12 protein-coding genes are annotated in these 16,524 nt (G+C 68.6%); 2 read left to right on the top strand and 10 right to left on the bottom strand.

The window, feature by feature from the left end; genetic code table 11:
• Nucleotides 1–151 precede the first annotated feature (151 nt).
• The 4 genes from recD to V1Y59_RS16075 all read right to left on the bottom strand — a co-directional run bounded on the left by recD (nucleotide 152) and on the right by V1Y59_RS16075 (nucleotide 9,385).
• Complete coding sequence (recD, locus tag V1Y59_RS16060; protein WP_330505959.1) at nucleotides 152–2,053, bottom strand: exodeoxyribonuclease V subunit alpha; 1,902 nt, start codon at nucleotides 2,051–2,053, stop codon at nucleotides 152–154.
• A complete protein-coding gene (locus tag V1Y59_RS16065) occupies nucleotides 2,050–5,421 on the bottom strand; it encodes a UvrD-helicase domain-containing protein (protein ID WP_330505960.1) in 3,372 nt (1,123 codons plus the stop codon). The genes recD and V1Y59_RS16065 overlap by 4 nt, the downstream gene beginning before the upstream one ends.
• 1 nt (nucleotide 5,422) lies before the next feature.
• Nucleotides 5,423–8,869: an exodeoxyribonuclease V subunit gamma gene (gene recC / locus V1Y59_RS16070; RefSeq protein WP_330505961.1), complete on the bottom strand. Its 3,447-nt coding sequence runs from the start codon at nucleotides 8,867–8,869 to the stop codon at nucleotides 5,423–5,425.
• A gap of 84 nt (nucleotides 8,870–8,953) precedes the next feature.
• On the bottom strand, nucleotides 8,954–9,385 hold the full coding sequence (locus V1Y59_RS16075) for an acyl-CoA thioesterase (protein WP_330505962.1): 432 nt from the start codon (nucleotides 9,383–9,385) through the stop codon (nucleotides 8,954–8,956).
• A 151-nt stretch (nucleotides 9,386–9,536) separates the two neighbouring features.
• Between V1Y59_RS16075 and V1Y59_RS16080 the strand changes: the two genes are divergently transcribed.
• Together V1Y59_RS16080 and V1Y59_RS16085 are read left to right on the top strand one after the other, a co-directional pair.
• Nucleotides 9,537–10,175 (top strand): GNAT family N-acetyltransferase, encoded by a 639-nt coding sequence (locus V1Y59_RS16080; protein ID WP_330505963.1) that lies wholly within the window; start codon nucleotides 9,537–9,539, stop codon nucleotides 10,173–10,175.
• Between the two features lie 175 nt (nucleotides 10,176–10,350).
• Nucleotides 10,351–11,826, top strand: a complete 1,476-nt coding sequence (locus V1Y59_RS16085; protein ID WP_330505964.1) for an NAD(P)/FAD-dependent oxidoreductase — start codon at nucleotides 10,351–10,353, stop codon at nucleotides 11,824–11,826.
• Nucleotides 11,827–11,851: 25 nt separating this feature from the next.
• Here V1Y59_RS16085 and V1Y59_RS16090 read toward each other — a convergent pair whose 3' ends face one another.
• The 6 genes from V1Y59_RS16090 to V1Y59_RS16115 form a co-directional block, all read right to left on the bottom strand.
• On the bottom strand, nucleotides 11,852–12,568 hold the full coding sequence (locus V1Y59_RS16090) for an urease accessory protein UreD (RefSeq protein ID WP_330505965.1): 717 nt from the start codon (nucleotides 12,566–12,568) through the stop codon (nucleotides 11,852–11,854).
• Between the two features lies 1 nt (nucleotide 12,569).
• Nucleotides 12,570–13,256 (bottom strand): urease accessory protein UreG, encoded by a 687-nt coding sequence (ureG, locus tag V1Y59_RS16095; RefSeq protein ID WP_330431769.1) that lies wholly within the window; start codon nucleotides 13,254–13,256, stop codon nucleotides 12,570–12,572.
• A gap of 90 nt (nucleotides 13,257–13,346) precedes the next feature.
• Complete coding sequence (locus V1Y59_RS16100; protein ID WP_330505966.1) at nucleotides 13,347–14,006, bottom strand: urease accessory protein UreF; 660 nt, start codon at nucleotides 14,004–14,006, stop codon at nucleotides 13,347–13,349.
• A gap of 34 nt (nucleotides 14,007–14,040) precedes the next feature.
• Nucleotides 14,041–15,762, bottom strand: a complete 1,722-nt coding sequence (locus V1Y59_RS16105; protein ID WP_330505967.1) for an urease subunit alpha — start codon at nucleotides 15,760–15,762, stop codon at nucleotides 14,041–14,043.
• Nucleotides 15,762–16,091, bottom strand: coding sequence for an urease subunit beta (locus tag V1Y59_RS16110; protein ID WP_330505968.1), 330 nt, complete (start codon nucleotides 16,089–16,091; stop codon nucleotides 15,762–15,764). Before V1Y59_RS16110 ends, V1Y59_RS16105 begins: the two co-directional genes overlap by 1 nt.
• A gap of 15 nt (nucleotides 16,092–16,106) precedes the next feature.
• Entirely contained in the window at nucleotides 16,107–16,409 is a 303-nt protein-coding gene (locus V1Y59_RS16115) for an urease subunit gamma (protein ID WP_330431765.1), read from the bottom strand.
• Nucleotides 16,410–16,524 lie beyond the last annotated feature (115 nt).

Genomic DNA, 16,524 nt, shown 5'->3' on the forward strand with positions numbered 1-16,524 from the left:
CAACGGAAGGGACAAGCGGCTCGCGGCTACTCGATCAACGGAAGGGGCAAGCGGCTCGCGGCTACTCGATCAACGGAAGGGGCAAGCGGCTCGCGGCTACTCGATCAACGGAGGGGGGAAGCGGCGGCTATTCGATCAAGCGTCAGGCTGCTCAGGCCCGACCGGTGTCGACGACGCTGATCGGGGAACGCAATCCACTCGCACGTTGCACGCGCCGACGCACCGCCGCGGCCAGCACGTCGGGTGTGCCGACGATGCGCACGGTCCGACGTGCCCGGGTGACCGCCGTGTAGAGCAACTCCCGGGTCAACAGTTCCGAACCCGCGGGCGGGAGGACCACGGTGACGGCATCGAACTGACTGCCCTGGCTACGGTGAATCGTCATCGCGTAGAGGGGAACCACGTCGGCGAGCCGGGTCGGATGCAGGCGGCGTATCCGGGAGCCGCGCCGCAACGCCACCTCCACACCCCCCGACGAGCGGATGACCACGCCGCTGTCGCCGTTGAACGTCTCCGTCTGACGGTCGTTGGCAGTCACCAGCAACGGCTCGCCGGGATGAGTGGACATCGGATCCGTTGGCGCGCCGGGGCTGTCGGCCAGCCAGTCGACGACCCGGCGCGACCAGCCCTGAACCCCCCAACTGCCGTCGCGATGGGCACACAACACCCGGTGGGAGTCGAGCGCATCGAGTGCGCGGACCGCGTCGCCGTCCTCGGCTGCGCTGGTCATCTCGGCCCCCCACGCCACCACGTCGGCTCGGACACCGTCGAGGTCATCCGGCGACACCAGCTCGATGTCCGTCAGTTCGCCACCGGTGACCAGGTCGAGTACCGCATCGGGATCGCCGCGGTTGATCGCCGAGGCGACCTCGGCGATACCGCCGCCGAACCGGTGACCACGCTGCAGGGTGACGACACCGCGCTCGATCCGGTCACGGTCGGCCAGACCGGCGAGCATGTCCCCGGCCACCACGCCGTCGGGCAGCCGGGCAGGCTGCGTACCGATCTCCCGGTCGACGAGATCGGCGAGGACCGCGCCGGCCTCCACCGAGGCGAGCTGATGAGGATCGCCGACCAGAATCACCCTGGTATCCGGGCGCACCGCGTCGAGGAGCTTGCTCATCGCCGTCATCGAGAGCATGGAGGTCTCGTCGACCACGACGACGTCGTAGGGCAGCTTGTTGCCACGCCCGTGGCGCGGCGCGGAGCCAGGTCGCCAGCCCAGCAGTGAATGCACGGTGACCGCGCGGACCGACGACGGCGCAGCCTCATCTGCCGAGACCGCCGCCTGCAGTTGCGCTGCGGCCCGACCGGTCGGCGCGCACAGCCCGATCCGGGCCGACCCGCCCGAGAGCCGATCGAGCACGGCCAGAATCCGTGCGACCGTGTAGGTCTTACCTGTGCCCGGCCCACCGGCGACGACGAGGTTCCAGCTGACAGCTGCCATCTGCGCCGCCAGCCGTTGCCGATCGACTCCACCCGACTCGGCGGGGCCGAACACGTCCGCGAGCGCCGCGTTCAGTGACATCACATCCACATCCGGCCGGGACCGCTCGCGAGCCGACAGCACTTCCCGGATCAGCTGCTCCTGACGAAAGTACTTGCGCAGGTACAGCAACGGGCCGTCATCGGAGCTCGCCAGCACCAGCGGTCGCAAGGGTCCGGTGTCGGCGCCGCGGACCAGCACACTCTCGGTGAGCGCCTCTGTCAGTTCGTCGGGCGACGGCAGGACGATGTCCGCACCCGCCTCGGCCTCGTCGCTGTCCTGGTCGGTTGTGGGACCGACGATCTCCGCGACGCGCGCGAGCGCGAGACACGTCGACCCGAACCGCACCGCGCGGACGGCCAGTGCGGCACCCACCTGGGCGATCTCGTCCACCGGTTCGCCGCAGAGACGGGTGAGTCGCAGGATGACGTGCAGGTCGGCCGCATCGAGGACGCCGGCGCGGTTCAGTTCGGCGAGCCGTCCGGTCGCCGACGGAGTGGAGCGTGCGTCGTGCAGCGGGCGGACGGAGCCGGCGGCGGCCACACCGGGATGCTCGGGTGTCGTCATCGGCCTCCCCCGGCCAGTAGGTCGGACAGGTCTTCGACCAGTGCGGCAGGAATCCGCCACTCGAAGACGCCGCAGCCGTCGGGTGTTTCGGGGCCCACCATGCCTCGTACGAAGTGATACTGCACCGGACCGAGGTGGTCGGCGGCCCGGTATCCGGGTAGTCGCCATCGCAGATATCGATGCAGCGCAACCGAATACAGGAGCGCCTGGAGGGGGTAGTTCGCAGCGACCATCTCGGTGGCCATCGCCGCGCGATCGAAGTCCTGCGCGGTGAGCTCACCCGGGTGCAGCCGATTGGTCTTGTAGTCCACGATGACGAAACGTCCGTCGGGGGTTCGCAGCACCGAATCGATGCTTCCGGTGAGGAATCCGCGGAGCCGTTGCGGCGGCAACTCGCGCAGACGCGCGCTGTACCCGGCCAACGGGTCGTCGGAATCGAGCCGCTGGTCCATCAGATCCGCGATGGTGGCCATCGTCACGCCCGCATCCGCCGGCGCATGATCGTCGGCGTCGGCCAGCGGGAACTCGAACTCCATCTCGGCCAGTCGATCCCGTGGACCGATCGACCAGAGATCGCCGAAGCCGATCGGCGTGGTCAGGACCCCCGTCAGCGCGTCGGCCAGTCGTTCGACGTCGACGTCGACGATGCGCCGTTCCACCGCTGTCCGACACAGGTCGGTGACGTGTGCGGCCATGTCCGGCGCGTCGGTGTCGACGTACTCGAGCACCTCGTGGACGAGCGTGCCGAAGGCTGCGCCGAACGGCATACCGTTCATCAACGACGGTGTTCCGGTCGACGCCACCACCGGCGCCGTGGTCTCGTCGTCGTCTACCGGCGGCGGCTCGTCCGCCAGCCGGTCGTCCTCGGTCTCACTGCCGGACGCCAGGATGGCGGCGTGCCCGTGGCCGCTCGCCGCGATGATCGCCGAATAGGATGTGCGACGCCAGCTCTGGTCGATCTGTCGGGTGAACCGCGCGACATCCATGTCGACCGGACCACGCGGCTCCGACGACGGTTCGACATGGTCGTCGCCGTCGCGACCCGCGACTTCCACGGCGATCGCGCCCTCGGCGCGATACCCCATGAGAACGCGACCGCACGTGTCGTCGTCGGGAACCTCACAGGTGTCCGGAACCGCCGATGTGCCCGGCGTGCGCCCGAACAGCAGACGATGGAGGGCCGAGTACCGCGTGTGATAGGACGGCGCCCACCACGCGACGACCTGGGATTGCGCGCGGGTCAGTGCGACGTAGAGAAGCCTGAGTTCTTCCCCGGCCGCCTCGGTCTCGTGCTGTTGCCATCGCCTTTTCTGGCCGGGCGCCGATGCGCCGCCGACGTCCAGGACGCGGTCACCGTCCGGGTTGTGAAACGTGAAGGTCGCCTTGTTGGAGTTGCGGGTGCCGTCCCAGGCGAACGGCACGTAGACGATCGGGAACTGCAGCCCCTTGCTGCGGTGCACGGTCATGATCTGCACAGCTTGGGTGTCGCGATCCAGACGACGCGTCTGATCCTGGTGCCGTTGCCAACGCGTGGTGTCGGCGATCCGATCGGCGAGCCATTCCGCCAGCCCGCTCAACCCGCATTCGGATTGCATCACCTCGATGTTGCACAACGACGACACCTGGATCAGGTCCGTCAGACCACGTTCCCCATCAGCTCCGGCGAGCACTCGCTCGGCCACACGCATCGTGCTCATCAGGCGTTGCGCCATGGCTGCGAAGCCGGCGTCGGCGAACACCCGCCCGAGTCCCTGCAGGGTCGTCGCCAGGTCGGTGATGCCGCTCCCGTCGTCGTCGGCGACCTCTCGGGGCCGTCGCCCGATGAGTGGGCCGATGGCAGCGAGCCGAACGAGGTCGGTGCGCGCGGGCTGCTCGATCGCACGGATCACCGCCAACCACTGGCGTGCCGCCGCGGTGTGGAACACGCTTGTGCCGGAACCGATCACCGCCGAGACGCCATGCGACTTGAGGTGCTCCTGCAGTGGGACGATCGTCTTGTTGAGGGTCACCAGGATCGCGATGTCGCCTGGCTCCACCGGCCGGGTCTCGCCGTCCACCTCGATCATCGTCCCCGAGGCCAGCAAGCCCGCGATGTCCGCCGCCACGTCTGCTATCACCCGGTCGCGAACGGTGCCCACGGTGGGAAATCCGCTGCGGTTGACGACTGTGAAGGTGCGTCGCGGGAAGGCGCGCAGGCGGATAGGCGGCACACCCGGGATCCGCGTACCCGACCGGGAGGCGCTGACATCGTGCACCACGATGTCCGGATGTCCGAGCTCGGCACCGCCGTGGAGGCGGGCGAGCGCTGCGACCAGCGCGCCGTCGGATCGTCGGTTCACGTCGAGTGCGCGCAGCGCATCGGCCGAACCGACCGCCTGCAGATAGCTGAGCACCTCGGCGCCGCGGAATCCGTAGATCGATTGTTTGGGATCACCGACCAGCACGAGGGTGCGGTGTCCGTGGAAGCATCGGCGGACGATCTCCCATTGCTGCGGATCGGTGTCCTGGAATTCGTCGACCAGGACCGCCTCGAACATCGCCCGGATGCGTTCGCACGCCGAGGCCCCGACGACCGGGTCGGTGACGATGCGGTAGAGGATCATCTGCAGGTCGTCGTAGGTCCGGAGCCGGGATGTCCGTTTGCGTCCTTCGACGATCTCGCGGATGCGGGCGGCGAACCGGACGCGACGCAGAGCTGCGGCGGCGTCATCGTTCCCGGAGTCGACGGTCCCGTCGAGGTCACCGGTGTCCGGTGCCAGGATCGTGGCGGGTTGCCGTACCGCGTCACGCGCGATCTCGGTCGCGTCCGCCAGGGAGAAGTCGGGAGCGTCAGCGCCCGCGAATCCCCGCAGATACAGATCGAGGGCGGCTTCGTCGACGAGATCGTCGACGTCTTCGACGATCTCGTAGATCAACTCGCGCTCCCCGAGAAACCCGAGAGCGTCGAGCATCCGGTTGCAGAAGGTGTGCGTCGTGGCGATCGTCGAGGCGTCGAAGTCCGACAATGCACGCACCAGCAGTTCCCGGCGATGGTTCACTGTCGCCGTGTCACCATCTGCCAGATGACGGACCAGTGGATCCGCATGACCCCGGCAGGCATCCGGGTCGGCCAGTGCCGCGACGAGTTCGGACACGCGCTCACGCATGCGTTCGCGGAGTTCAGCGGTGGCCGCGCGGCTGAACGTGACCAGCAGGAGTTTGTCGATCGGCACGCCCTCGGCGATGAGCCTCGCGCCGAGTCCGACGATCGCGTAGGTCTTGCCGGTGCCCGCACTGGCCTCCAGAACGGTCGTCCCGCTCGGCAACGGTGCGGTGATGTCGAATGCGGTCGGCGCGTCCGCCGACCGGTCTGCATCGGAACGGGCCATGTCAGGTCACCGTCTCGTGGTCCATCAGCGGTTGCCACACCAGGCGGGCGAGTGCCCCGAACACGGATTCCCCCGGCTCGCCCGGCAGGTCGATGCCGTCGGCCCAGGTACCTGTGGGCGGGATCATTTCGCGCAGCAATACATCGAAGTCGACCGGGATGGTGACGTCACCACCGAACACCAAACGCACATACCGATCGGTGCCGGCTCCGAAGTCGCCGCCGAAGGCGCGGTTCGCGGCCGGCAGGGCCCGGTCCTCCCGGCCTGAGCGCCGATGGTGGTCGGCGAACTCCGCGGCCGGATCGAGCGGAAGTGGCAGCACCTGCGACAGGCCGACGTCGCGTAGCGCGATCAGCGATGTGAGGATTTCGATCGGGTTGTCCGGAACCGCCAGCAATGATCGTGCGACGCCGCCGGACCGGGCCGGGCGACGACCTACGACCACGGCGGCCCGAACACCGTCGTCTGGCACGGTTCCCGCGGCTGCCACGGCGAGCAGCCGGATCCATGCGGTGAGCCGCTGCTTGGCTCGGAGTTTCGAGTAGGTCGCGGTCACGACGGTGCCGTCGTAGATGTCACCCACCGTGCCGTAGAGTCGCCGCCCGTCCGGCAATGGCACCACGAGGTCGATCGTCGACGAGGAACCGACCCGCGCCGAAGTCGCCGCGCCGAAAACCGCTTCGACGTCGGCCGAGATGTCGGACAGCTCACGCGTACCGAATGCGAACGGCGGCAACGTCCCTCGACGCAACTCGGCTGCCTGACAGGTTGCGAGATCGGTTCCCGCGAGCATCCTCGCGAGGAAACGGTCACCGATCGCCCACCGATCGAGCGGTCCGAGCGAGACGTCCAATTGGTCGGCGTGCGGCCGTTCCTCATCGGGGATCCGGGCACCGAGCCGTTGCCGGACGAAACCCTCGATCGGGTTGGTCAGGAACGCCACCAGCGACGTGAGCTCGATGTCGTCGGCGCCGGCCGCATCGAGCCGGAGGTCGGCGATCCGGGGAGCGATCTCCCGTGTCGTCGCCGAGGCGCGAGCGCCGGCGAACAACCCGGCATCGAACGAGAAGGGGCCGTCGATGCCGGTCACCGCACCGGGCCGGAAGTTGCGCGTGTCGAAAGCGTGCAGCGTATGCCGCCGGAGACAGCTGTCCGGCTGCCCGGTGATCGCGGCCACCGCGTCGATGAGTTCGCTTACGACCACGGCTGGTGGGATGCGTTGTCCAGAAACCGGATCGGCGCCGCTGTAGAAGACGAGCAGGTGTTCTTCGGCGGCGCAGATCGCGTCGAGGAACAGCTGCCGGTCCTCGTCGCGCGGGTTGCGTTCGCCGAGCAGCGGGGCGCGCCCCAGGATGTCGTCACCGTCCTGGCGTACGGCGCGCGGGAATGCGTCGCCGTCCACGCCGAGCAGCACGATCACCCGATGCGGAACCGATCGCATCGGCACCATCGAACAGACCGTCAGCTCCCCGGTCCGGAAGTTGGCGCGGGTCGGGGCGGCCGCGACGAGACCCGCGACGAGATCCCGGATGTCCCCGAGGCGCAGTTCCACCGGACCGCCTCCGCGCCCTGCGTCGGCGGAGACTTCCTCGAACACGGTTGCGATCGCCCGGAGCGCTTGCGCGCGTTGCCATTCCTCGTCCGCGTCGGTGCGAACCAGCGCGTCGGCGATGCGGGCGAGGGCGTCCACCCATATGGAGGACGGGTGCGTTCCGGACAGGGCGATCAGCGTGGCGGACAGACGGTCGATGAATTCGTCGAACCGACCGGCGAGGTCGATCTCGGTGCTCTCGACCCCGGCGAGGGGAAGTGCGGTGTCGAGCCATTCGCCGTCGGCCTCTTCGGCCACTGCGCCGAGGATCACCCGGTCGAGACCTGACTCGAAGGTGCCCTGACCGAAGCCGGCCAATCCGTACCGGGCACGTTGCGCGTCATCGATGGCCCAGCGGATGTTGCTGCCCTCCAACCATTCCCGGATGATCTCCAGGTCATCGTCGGTGAAGTCGAACCGACGTCGCACCGGCGCCCGTCCGAGCAGGTCGAGCACCGCACCCGCGGTCACCCGCCCGGCCGCGAGTTCGACCACGGCGGCGATCACGTCGAGCACGGCGTTGGTGTGCCGAAGACCCCGATCGGCGAGCCTGACCCGTAGTTCGAAAGCCGGGTGGCCGATACCGGGCTGGCCGAACGCCCCGCGGATCACCGGGGCGAAGGACTCCACGTCGGGGCACATCACCAACACATCGCGCGGTTGCAGCGTCGGGTCGGCGGCGAACAGGTGCAGGAGTCGGTCACGGAGCACCTCGACCTGCCGTTCGGCACCGTGGCAGGAATGCACCTCGACCGAGGAGTCCGGCGGTCGGCTCGCCTGCGGCGGGAGATCGTCGGCCAGGCCGGTCTGCAATGTCGTCAGCACCGACGGCCGCGCAGCCGGCGACACCGGCGGATGATGCTCGACGCGATCGGCGACCGGGGAAACGCGGCGTTGCAGTTCTTGGACGTCTCGGGACAGGCCGGCGAGGACGGGGTGTGACAACCGAGGGGCCGGGTTGTCGGCGCGGCGGAGGCTTCCGGACGGACCGAGGGCATCGATGGTTGCCCACAACGCGGGGCTCGGGTGTGGCGCGAACAGATGGACATCGCGGTGCACCGCCACAGCGGCGAGCACCTGGCGGAGGGTTTCGGTGACCCGGGTGGGGCCGAACACCGACAACCGTTCGGGCAGGTCGGTGACCTCCGGGCCCTCGCGGATCGCGGCGCAGCATGCGGCGAGAGTCTCCGCGGGATGGGCGATCCCGATCTCGGCGCGCACCGCGCGCCAGAAATCGGGCTGCCATGCGAGGTCGATGGGCACCGACGATCCGGCGCCGTCGGTGTCCGCACCCGACGCCCAGTCGGCGAGCATCGTCGGCCGCTGCCGGCCGTACGAATCGAAGAGGCCCGCGATCTGGCGGGCGGTGGCGTACCGGCGGCCGCGACGGTGGTCATCGGCTGCTCCTCCGGATCCCACGTGACGCGCGAGGACGGCAAGGCGCGGGTCGTCGACCATGTCGTCGAGGACCCGGAGCACGGGCCAGGTCATCGCGCTCGGCCGCCACCGCTGGGCGGCGGGTGCGTCATCGTCGCGCCGACGACCCCGACCATCGACCACGCCGAGCGCGTCATCGAGAACGCGGTCCGTCAGCGCTGCCGGAGACAAGAAATCCAGGTTGGCGGCGACTCCGTCGTGTGCGCCGGATGTGCCCAGTCCGGATGTGCCCAGTCCGGATGTGCCCAGTCCGGATGTGCCCAGTGCAGTGGCCAGCCGTTGCTGCAACCAGCGCTCGACCCCGGGCGCCGGTACCGCGACGACCTCGGTGGTCATCGGATCGGACAGTGGGGTCACAAGGAGATCCGTGAGTGCGTCGGCCAGCGCGTCGGTCCGCTCGGCCCGGTGGAGGTGGAACATGTGCTCTCAGGTTCCTCGGCTGTCTGGTCCTCGGCTGTCCGGCTTCTCGGCCGGCTGCTTCTCGGCTATCGGTTCGGGCCCGACTCAGGAACGCACCGGCAACCCGGCGTCGGCCACGAGGTGCGACTCGAGAATCGCGCGCACCTCGTCCGGCGGCGGCGTGGGGCGGCCGGTGTGCGCGTTCACCGACACCATCGTCGTCTCGGCGACCGCGCATGTGGTCCCGTTCGGGTCGATCAAGGTCAACGCGAGGTTCAGCGACGTGGTGCCGATGCGACTGACGCATGTCCGGACGGTCACCGGGGCCAGCGAGTAGTCCAGGACGGCGGTGAACACGATCTCCTGCCGGGCGACCAACATCGAGAAGCCCTCCGGACGTTCGGGAAACCACGAGGCGAACGAGCGGACCCGGGCCTCCTCGAAGATCCGCGCGAACTGCACGTTGTTGACGTGATTGTTGATGTCCATGTCGCCCCAGCGGAGCTGAATCGACAGATCCAGATGTTCGTCGGCCACGATCGCAAACCCTATCCGCCGACTCCGACGGCCTGCCGAGCAGCACGCGGAGCCGCTGTGCGGTCCATCCCGACACACGTGGTGGGATGCACCCGAAGGGAGCCGGCCGGACCGTAGACTCTGCGCAAGCACTGCACGCGAGGGGGAGATCGTGATCTTGGAGACCGTTCGGCTTCGGCTACGCCCGGTCACCGTGTCCGACGTCGACGCCCTCGTGGCACTCGACAGCGATCCGCTCGTGATGCGTTTCGTCAGTGGCGGCGCCCCGACGCCCCGCGAGGTGATCGAGGGGTGGGTGTTACCCCGGGCCGAGGCCGAGCGTCGAGCCCACCGCACCGGGATGTGGGCGGCCACCGACCGTCGCACGGACCACTTCCGCGGCTGGTTCGCGTTGCGCACCCCGCGTCACAGTCATCGGCCCGAACTCGAACTGAGCTACCGGTTGCAACGTGAGCACTGGGGCCGGGGCCTGGCCACCGAGGCAGCGCACGCGTTGCTGACGATGTCGTTCCGCGAACTCGGCGCCGAACGAGTCTTCGCCGGCACCATGTCGGCGAACACCGCGTCCCGACGTGTGATGGAGAAGATCGGCATGCGACTGTCGGCCATCCACCTCTGCGAGGACGACGTCGTCTTCGGGTCGGGTGCCGGCGAGGTGGAATACGAACTGCTGCGCAGTCATTGGGAGACGACGACGATGAGTTGGTCGTCCGGGCAGCGTGCGGTGCGGGCTCCGCTCGTCCCGGCCGCCCACGGCCCGCGTCATGCGGTCGCCGGCCTCACGGCCTGACCGCCGCGGAGCCCACATTCGGACAGATCGGACACCGGCACGGGGGCGGAGGGGCGGGCCGCAGACACCCGTCGCGCACAGCCGGGGTCCTCGTCCGGACCTTTCGTCGATGATTGACTACCGTTAGTGGTGCGCGGCAGCAGCCCACAGCCCACCGACAGGAGATGTTCCTCTGATGAGCAGCCCCACTCCGACCACCACGCGCCCCCACGTCGTCATCGTGGGTTCCGGATTCGGCGGTCTCTTCGCAGCGCAACGCCTGGCCAAGGCCGACGTCGACATCACCCTGATCGCGAAGACCACCCATCATCTGTTCCAGCCGATGCTGTACCAGGTCGCGACCGGCATCATCGCCGAGGGCGAGATCGCCCCGGCGACCCGGGTCATCATGCGCAAGCAGAAGAACATCAAGGTCCTGCTCGGTGATGTGTACGAGATCGATCTGGAGGGCAAGTCGGTGACCTCGCGGCTGCTCGAACGCGTCACCGTGACGCCGTACGACAGCCTCATCGTCGCGGCCGGCGCCGACCAGTCCTATTTCGGCAACGACCACTTCGCCGAGTACGCCCCCGGCATGAAGACCATCGACCATGCACTCGAGTTGCGTGGCCGCATCCTCGGTGCGTTCGAGCAGGCCGAGCTGTCCGACGACCCGGAGGAACGGGCCAAGCTGCTCACCTTCGTCGTCGTCGGCGCCGGACCCACCGGCGTGGAGCTCGCCGGGCAGATCGCCGAGATGAGCGACAAAACCCTCAAGGGCACCTTCCGCAACATCGATCCGACCGAGGCGCGGGTGATCCTGCTCGACGCCGCGCCCGCGGTCCTCCCGCCGTTCGGCGAGAAGCTGGGCCGCAAGGCCGCCGCCCGACTCGAGAAGATGGGCGTCGAGATCCAGCTCAACGCGATGGTCGTCGACGTCGACTACGACGGCCTGGTCGTCAAGGAGAAGGACGGCAGCACGCGCCGGATCGAATCCCAGTGCAAGGTGTGGTCGGCCGGCGTGCAGGCCAGCCCCCTGGGACAGCAGCTCGCCGAACAGTCCGGCGTCGAGCTCGACCGGGCCGGCCGGGTGAAAGTGCTGCCCGACCTCACCATCCCGGGCAACCCGTACGTGTTCGTCGTCGGCGACATGATGGCGGTTGACGGTGTGCCCGGTGTCGCCCAGGGCGCCATCCAGGGTGGCCGGTACGCGGCCGACGCGATCAAGGCCGGCCTGCACGGCCAGACCCAGGAGCAGCGGAAACCGTTCAGCTATTTCGACAAGGGCTCGATGGCGACGATCTCGCGGTTCAGCGCTGTCATGCAGGTGCCGGTTCCCGGCATGAAGAAGAAGTTCGAGACCGAGGGTTACTTCGCGTGGCTCGGCTGGCTGGCACTGCACCTGGTGTATCTCGTGGGATTCCGCAACCGGTTGAACACGTTGATCAACTGGTTCTTCGCTTTCAGCACGCGTGGCCGCACCCAGCTCGCGGTCACCGAACAGCAGGTGTACGCGCGCACCGCGCTCGGCGCACTGTCGGCGATGGAGGGCAAGTCACCCGAGGAGGCGATCGCCGAGGCGACGGACGCGATCCCGTCGACCCGAGCGCCGGGGTCGACGTCCGTGCCCTCGTCGGAATCCGAGGCCAAGGCCGAGGCGGAAGCCGGCTGAGGGCGCGACCTCCTGCATCCGGAGATCACCTGCTGATCAGGGATGCGACATCGAGGTCGTCGGTCAGTGTGCTGGTCTGGTGGGCCGAGGCCCCGAGTGCGGTCGTGAGCGTAGCCGGTCCCACGCCGTCCGGACGGGCCAGCTCGAGGCGTCCCGCGTAGGCGTCGGCAGACACGGCCGCCGGCCGCGCGTCCGGGTAGCGCAGCACACTGCTCACCGCCCGGTGTCCGGACGTGGCCGGCCCGCCGAGAACGAGCCGATGCCGCAGCATTCTCGACGTCCCGATGTCGACGTGCAGGGCGCCCTGCCATCGCGCGCGAGCGCGGTGTTCGACACGTTCGGCGGAACGACCGAGCTGAGCGTGCTCGGCGATCGTCAGCGTCGATTCGGGGTCGGCCGACACCGTCGTGAACGTGTGATGTTCGGCGCCGCCCGCCACGACGGTGGGCTGTGGGTCGAGATGCAGCCGCGCTCCGGCGCCCACCTCGATCACCCAGTCCATCCGTGAATCGAGCCGGTCGAGCGCCGGCAGTGCGAGGGTCGCGGCCACGGTCTTGAGGTGGAGGACGGCGCCGTCCTCCACCCGGACCCGAACCATGATCGAGTCCCCGCCGAGCGGTGTGGCCGCGGTACTGATCAGGTGCACGGTCTGGGCTGCGGTCTGTCGCACGGCCAGACCGCCGACCGCGTGCACCCGCGGTGAACGGCCCGGCCGGGCCACGATGTCGATCTCGGTGTGCACGTCAGCCGGTGACCGCGACCTCGGCGAGCTGCGCACGCACCCAGGCGAGGACATCGGTGGCGGCAGGATCCTCGGTGAGCGAGATCATCGCGGTCGGGCGGCCCTCGCGGACCCGCTCCGCATCCGAGCCCATGACCCCCAGATCGGCCCGCACCTGCTGGGCCAGGTCGGTCTTGTTGATGACCAGCAGATCCGAGTAGGTGACGCCCGGTCCGCCCTTGCGGGGCACCTTGTCACCACCGGCGACGTCGATGACGAAGATCTGCACGTCGATCAGCCCGGTCGAGAACGTCGCGGTGAGGTTGTCGCCACCGGATTCCACGAGGATCAGATCCAGTGGCGGATTGGCCGCCACCAGATCGTCGATGGCGTCGAGGTTGGCGGTGATGTCGTCACGGATCGCGGTGTGCGGACATCCTCCCGTCTGCACGGCGGTGATGCGCTCGTCGGGTAGGACGGCATTGCGCCGCAGGAAGTCCGCGTCCTCGGTGGTGTAGATGTCGTTCGTCAGCACCGCGACCGAGAGTTCGTCGCGCAACTGACGGCAGAGTGCGGCGACCAGTGCGGTCTTGCCGGAGCCCACCGGGCCCCCGATCCCGATGCGCAGGGCCTCTCCGGGTTCGCGATGACGCCGTGGCCGGGAATGATCGTGGCCGTGGGGCTCTCCATCGATGAGATGCGGGGGCATGTCGTCGTCCTCTCGAGTCGTTCGGTGATGCTCAATATCATGAAAACGGTTGTTGTACCGCTGGTTTCGTCCCTAGGTGGGCGCGTCTTGTCACGAGACGAAGAGTGGCATGTCGCGCCGTTCGTGTCGTTCGGCGAAGACGTCGAGCGTCGGATCCGACAGATCGGCGAGTTCCACCGCCGCGGCGGCGGCGATGCGTTCGCATTCGCCGCCGAGGTCGGCGATGACCACCGCGACATCGGCGGGGTCGAGTGCCAGGAGGCGCTGACCTGCCGTCGCGGCGCCGCTCATCGTCGTGTACACGAGGACCAGGGCGGTGTGGAAACCCGACAGCCGGCTGACCCGTCCGACGGACCCGGAGATCACCGGCAGATGGGTCTGCGGAGCGTGGGGGCTCCAGTCGTGGTCGGGCCACAACCGGCGGGCCAGGCGGAGCATCCCACGGCCCTGCGCGTACGACGCTCGGCGTGCCGCCGCCGACGGAGTTCGGGCGTCGGTCTCCTGCTGTGCGTCGGCGACCTCGAGGGTCCCGTCCGCGACGGCGGCCGCGACGGACGCGGCGACGAGTCCACTCGTGGCGATCCTGCGGTGCACGAACGTCGCGAGACTCGCCGCGTCGACGACCACCCGGTCGGCGATGGCCTGTTCGACGCCGCCGGAGTGGACATGCCCGCCGACCGGTAACCGGGAATCGGCGAGCGTCAACATCATTGCCAGCTGCGAGTGCATGTCGGGAGATGCGGGGATCATGTTCGCTGTCTCATCGGTGTCGAAGCCTGGAGGCTCAGAAGAGGAAGTACCGCTGCGCCATCGGCAGTTCGGCGACCGGTTCGCTGTCCCACACCTCGCCGTCGACCCGCACGGTGAACGTGTCCGGCTCGATCAGGATCTCCGGGGTGGCCGAATTGTTGACCATGTCGGCCTTGCCGACCCGGCGGGTGTCGGTCACCGCGACGAGCCGCCGATCCAGCCCGAGCGCCTCCTCGAGCCCGGCGTCGAGGCCGCCCTGGGCCACGAAGCTCACCGAGGTGGCGGCGGCGGCCTTCGGCGCGGCTCCGAACATCGGCCGCGGAAGAGTCGGCTGCGGGGTCGGGATGCTGGCGTTCGCGTCGCCCATCGACGCCCACGCGATCGCGCCGCCCTTGATGACGAGGTCGGGTCGCACGCCGAAGAAGGCCGGATCCCACAGCACCAGGTCGGCCAGCTTGCCGTTCTCGACCGATCCGATCTCGGAGTCGAAGCCGTGCGCGACGGCCGGGCAGATCGTGTACTTCGCGATGTACCGGCGCGCCCGGTTGTTGTCGGCCGCGTCGTCGCCCGACAGTGCGCCGCGTTTGGCCTTCATGACATGTGCGGTCTGCCAGGTCCGCAACACCACCTCGCCGATCCGGCCCATCGCCTGCGAGTCGGAGCCGATCATCGAGATCGCGCCGAGATCGTGCAGCAGGTCCTCCGCAGCGATGGTCGACGGCCGGATCCTGCTCTCCGCGAACGCGAGATCCTCCGGCACGGTCGGATTGAGGTGATGGCACACCATCAGCATGTCGAGGTGCTCGTCGAGAGTGTTGACGGTGTGCGGTCGCGTCGGGTTGGTGGAGCTCGGCAACACGTTCGGGTGCGATGCGACGGTCATGATGTCCGGAGCGTGGCCGCCGCCGGCGCCCTCGGTGTGATAAGCGTGGATGGATCGCCCGGCGATGGCACCGATCGTCTGTTCGACGAACCCGGCCTCGTTGAGGGTGTCCGAGTGCAGCGCCACCTGCACGCCGGTCTCGTCGGCCACCCGCAGGCAGGCGTCGATGGCCGCCGGGGTGCTCCCCCAGTCCTCGTGCAGTTTGAAACCTGATGCGCCCGCACGGATCTGCTCGTGCATGGCCTCGACCGAGACCGTATTGCCCTTGCCCAGCAACGCGATGTTCATCGGCCAGTGGTCGGTGGCCGCGAGGATCGAGGCGAGGTGCCACGCCCCCGGCGTGACCGTGGTGGCCTTGCTGCCCTCGGCCGGCCCGGTACCGCCGCCGATCAACGTGGTGATCCCGTTGCCCAGCGCCTCGTCCATGATCTGCGGACAGATGAAGTGGACATGGCAGTCGATCCCACCGGCGGTGAGGATCTTGCCCTTGCCCGCGATGATCTCGGTCGACGGCCCGATCACCAGGTCGGGATGGATCCCGTCCATCGTGTCCGGGTTGCCCGCCTTGCCCATCGCGATGATACGGCCGTCGCGAATCCCGACGTCGGCCTTGATGATTCCCCAGTGGTCGAGGATGACGACACCGGTGATCAAGGTGTCCGGCGCCCCGTCGGCGCGGGTGGCGCGACTCTGACCCATCGATTCCCGGATGACCTTGCCGCCGCCGAACACCGCCTCGTCACCGGCGAGACCCGGTCCACCGCAACGGTCTTCGGTGACCTCGATCAGCAAGCCGGTGTCGGCGAGACGAATCCGGTCGCCGACCGTGGGTCCGAACAGCTGTGCGTAGCGGTCCCGGCCGAGTGTCGCCATCAGTCGATCCTTCCTGGTGGGTCGAGGGAAATGCCGTGTACCTCGCGCAAGCCGCCGAGATCCACCAGTGACACGGTCATCTCGATCCCCGGCTCGAAGCGCACCGCGGTACCCGCGGGGATGTCCAGTCTCTTACCGCGGGCCGCGACACGCTCGAAGTCCAACGCGGCGTTGGCCTGTGGAAAATGCACATGACTCCCCACCTGGACCGGTCGATCACCGGTGTTGACCACCGTGAGGGTGATGGCCTCGGAGCCCTCGTTGAGTTCGATGGTTCCGTCGGCGGGCAGGATCTCGCCGGGGATCACCGACGGCTGTGTTCGCGACATGTCAGCCCTTCGCGGTCAATCGATCGGGTCGTGCACGGTGACGAGCTTGGTCCCGTCGGGGAACGTGGCCTCGACCTGTACGTCGTGCAGCATCTCCGGCACTCCGTCCATCACGTCGGCGCGACCGAGTACCTCGCGACCCGAGGTCATGAGTTCGGCGACCGTCCGACCGTCGCGCGCGCCCTCGAGCACATGGTCGGTGATCACGGCGACGGCTTCCGGATGGTTGAGGCGCAGCCCGCGCGACTGCCGACGCCGAGCCAGTTCTGCAGCATAGGAAATGAGCAGACGTTCCTGCTCATGCGGCGACAGACGCACCAGTTCCTCTCCTCGCAACACGGACCCGGTCTCTCCAGACCGGAGTCACCCGGGCGGCGCACGCCGTGAGACCCGGCGATGCGTACAGGTCATCCTGCCACGAGTCGCCGCTTCC

Origin of the sequence: Gordonia prachuapensis, from assembly GCF_036350515.1 — a bacterium.
Taxonomy (GTDB): Bacteria; Actinomycetota; Actinomycetes; order Mycobacteriales; family Mycobacteriaceae; genus Gordonia; species Gordonia prachuapensis.

What these genes read in the sequence shown, in the direction of transcription:
- V1Y59_RS16085 (WP_330505964.1), top strand. Translation starts at nt 10,351, where the DNA reads ATGAGCAGCCCCACTCCGACCACCACGCGCCCCCACGTCGTCATCGTG.
- V1Y59_RS16105 (WP_330505967.1), bottom strand. Translation starts at nt 15,762, where the DNA reads ATGGCGACACTCGGCCGGGACCGCTACGCACAGCTGTTCGGACCCACG.
- recC (WP_330505961.1), bottom strand. Translation starts at nt 8,869, where the DNA reads ATGTTCCACCTCCACCGGGCCGAGCGGACCGACGCGCTGGCCGACGCA.
- recD (WP_330505959.1), bottom strand. Translation starts at nt 2,053, where the DNA reads ATGACGACACCCGAGCATCCCGGTGTGGCCGCCGCCGGCTCCGTCCGC.
- V1Y59_RS16100 (WP_330505966.1), bottom strand. Translation starts at nt 14,006, where the DNA reads ATGATCCCCGCATCTCCCGACATGCACTCGCAGCTGGCAATGATGTTG.
- ureG (WP_330431769.1), bottom strand. Translation starts at nt 13,256, where the DNA reads ATGCCCCCGCATCTCATCGATGGAGAGCCCCACGGCCACGATCATTCC.
- V1Y59_RS16065 (WP_330505960.1), bottom strand. Translation starts at nt 5,421, where the DNA reads ATGGCCCGTTCCGATGCAGACCGGTCGGCGGACGCGCCGACCGCATTC.
- V1Y59_RS16110 (WP_330505968.1), bottom strand. Translation starts at nt 16,091, where the DNA reads ATGTCGCGAACACAGCCGTCGGTGATCCCCGGCGAGATCCTGCCCGCC.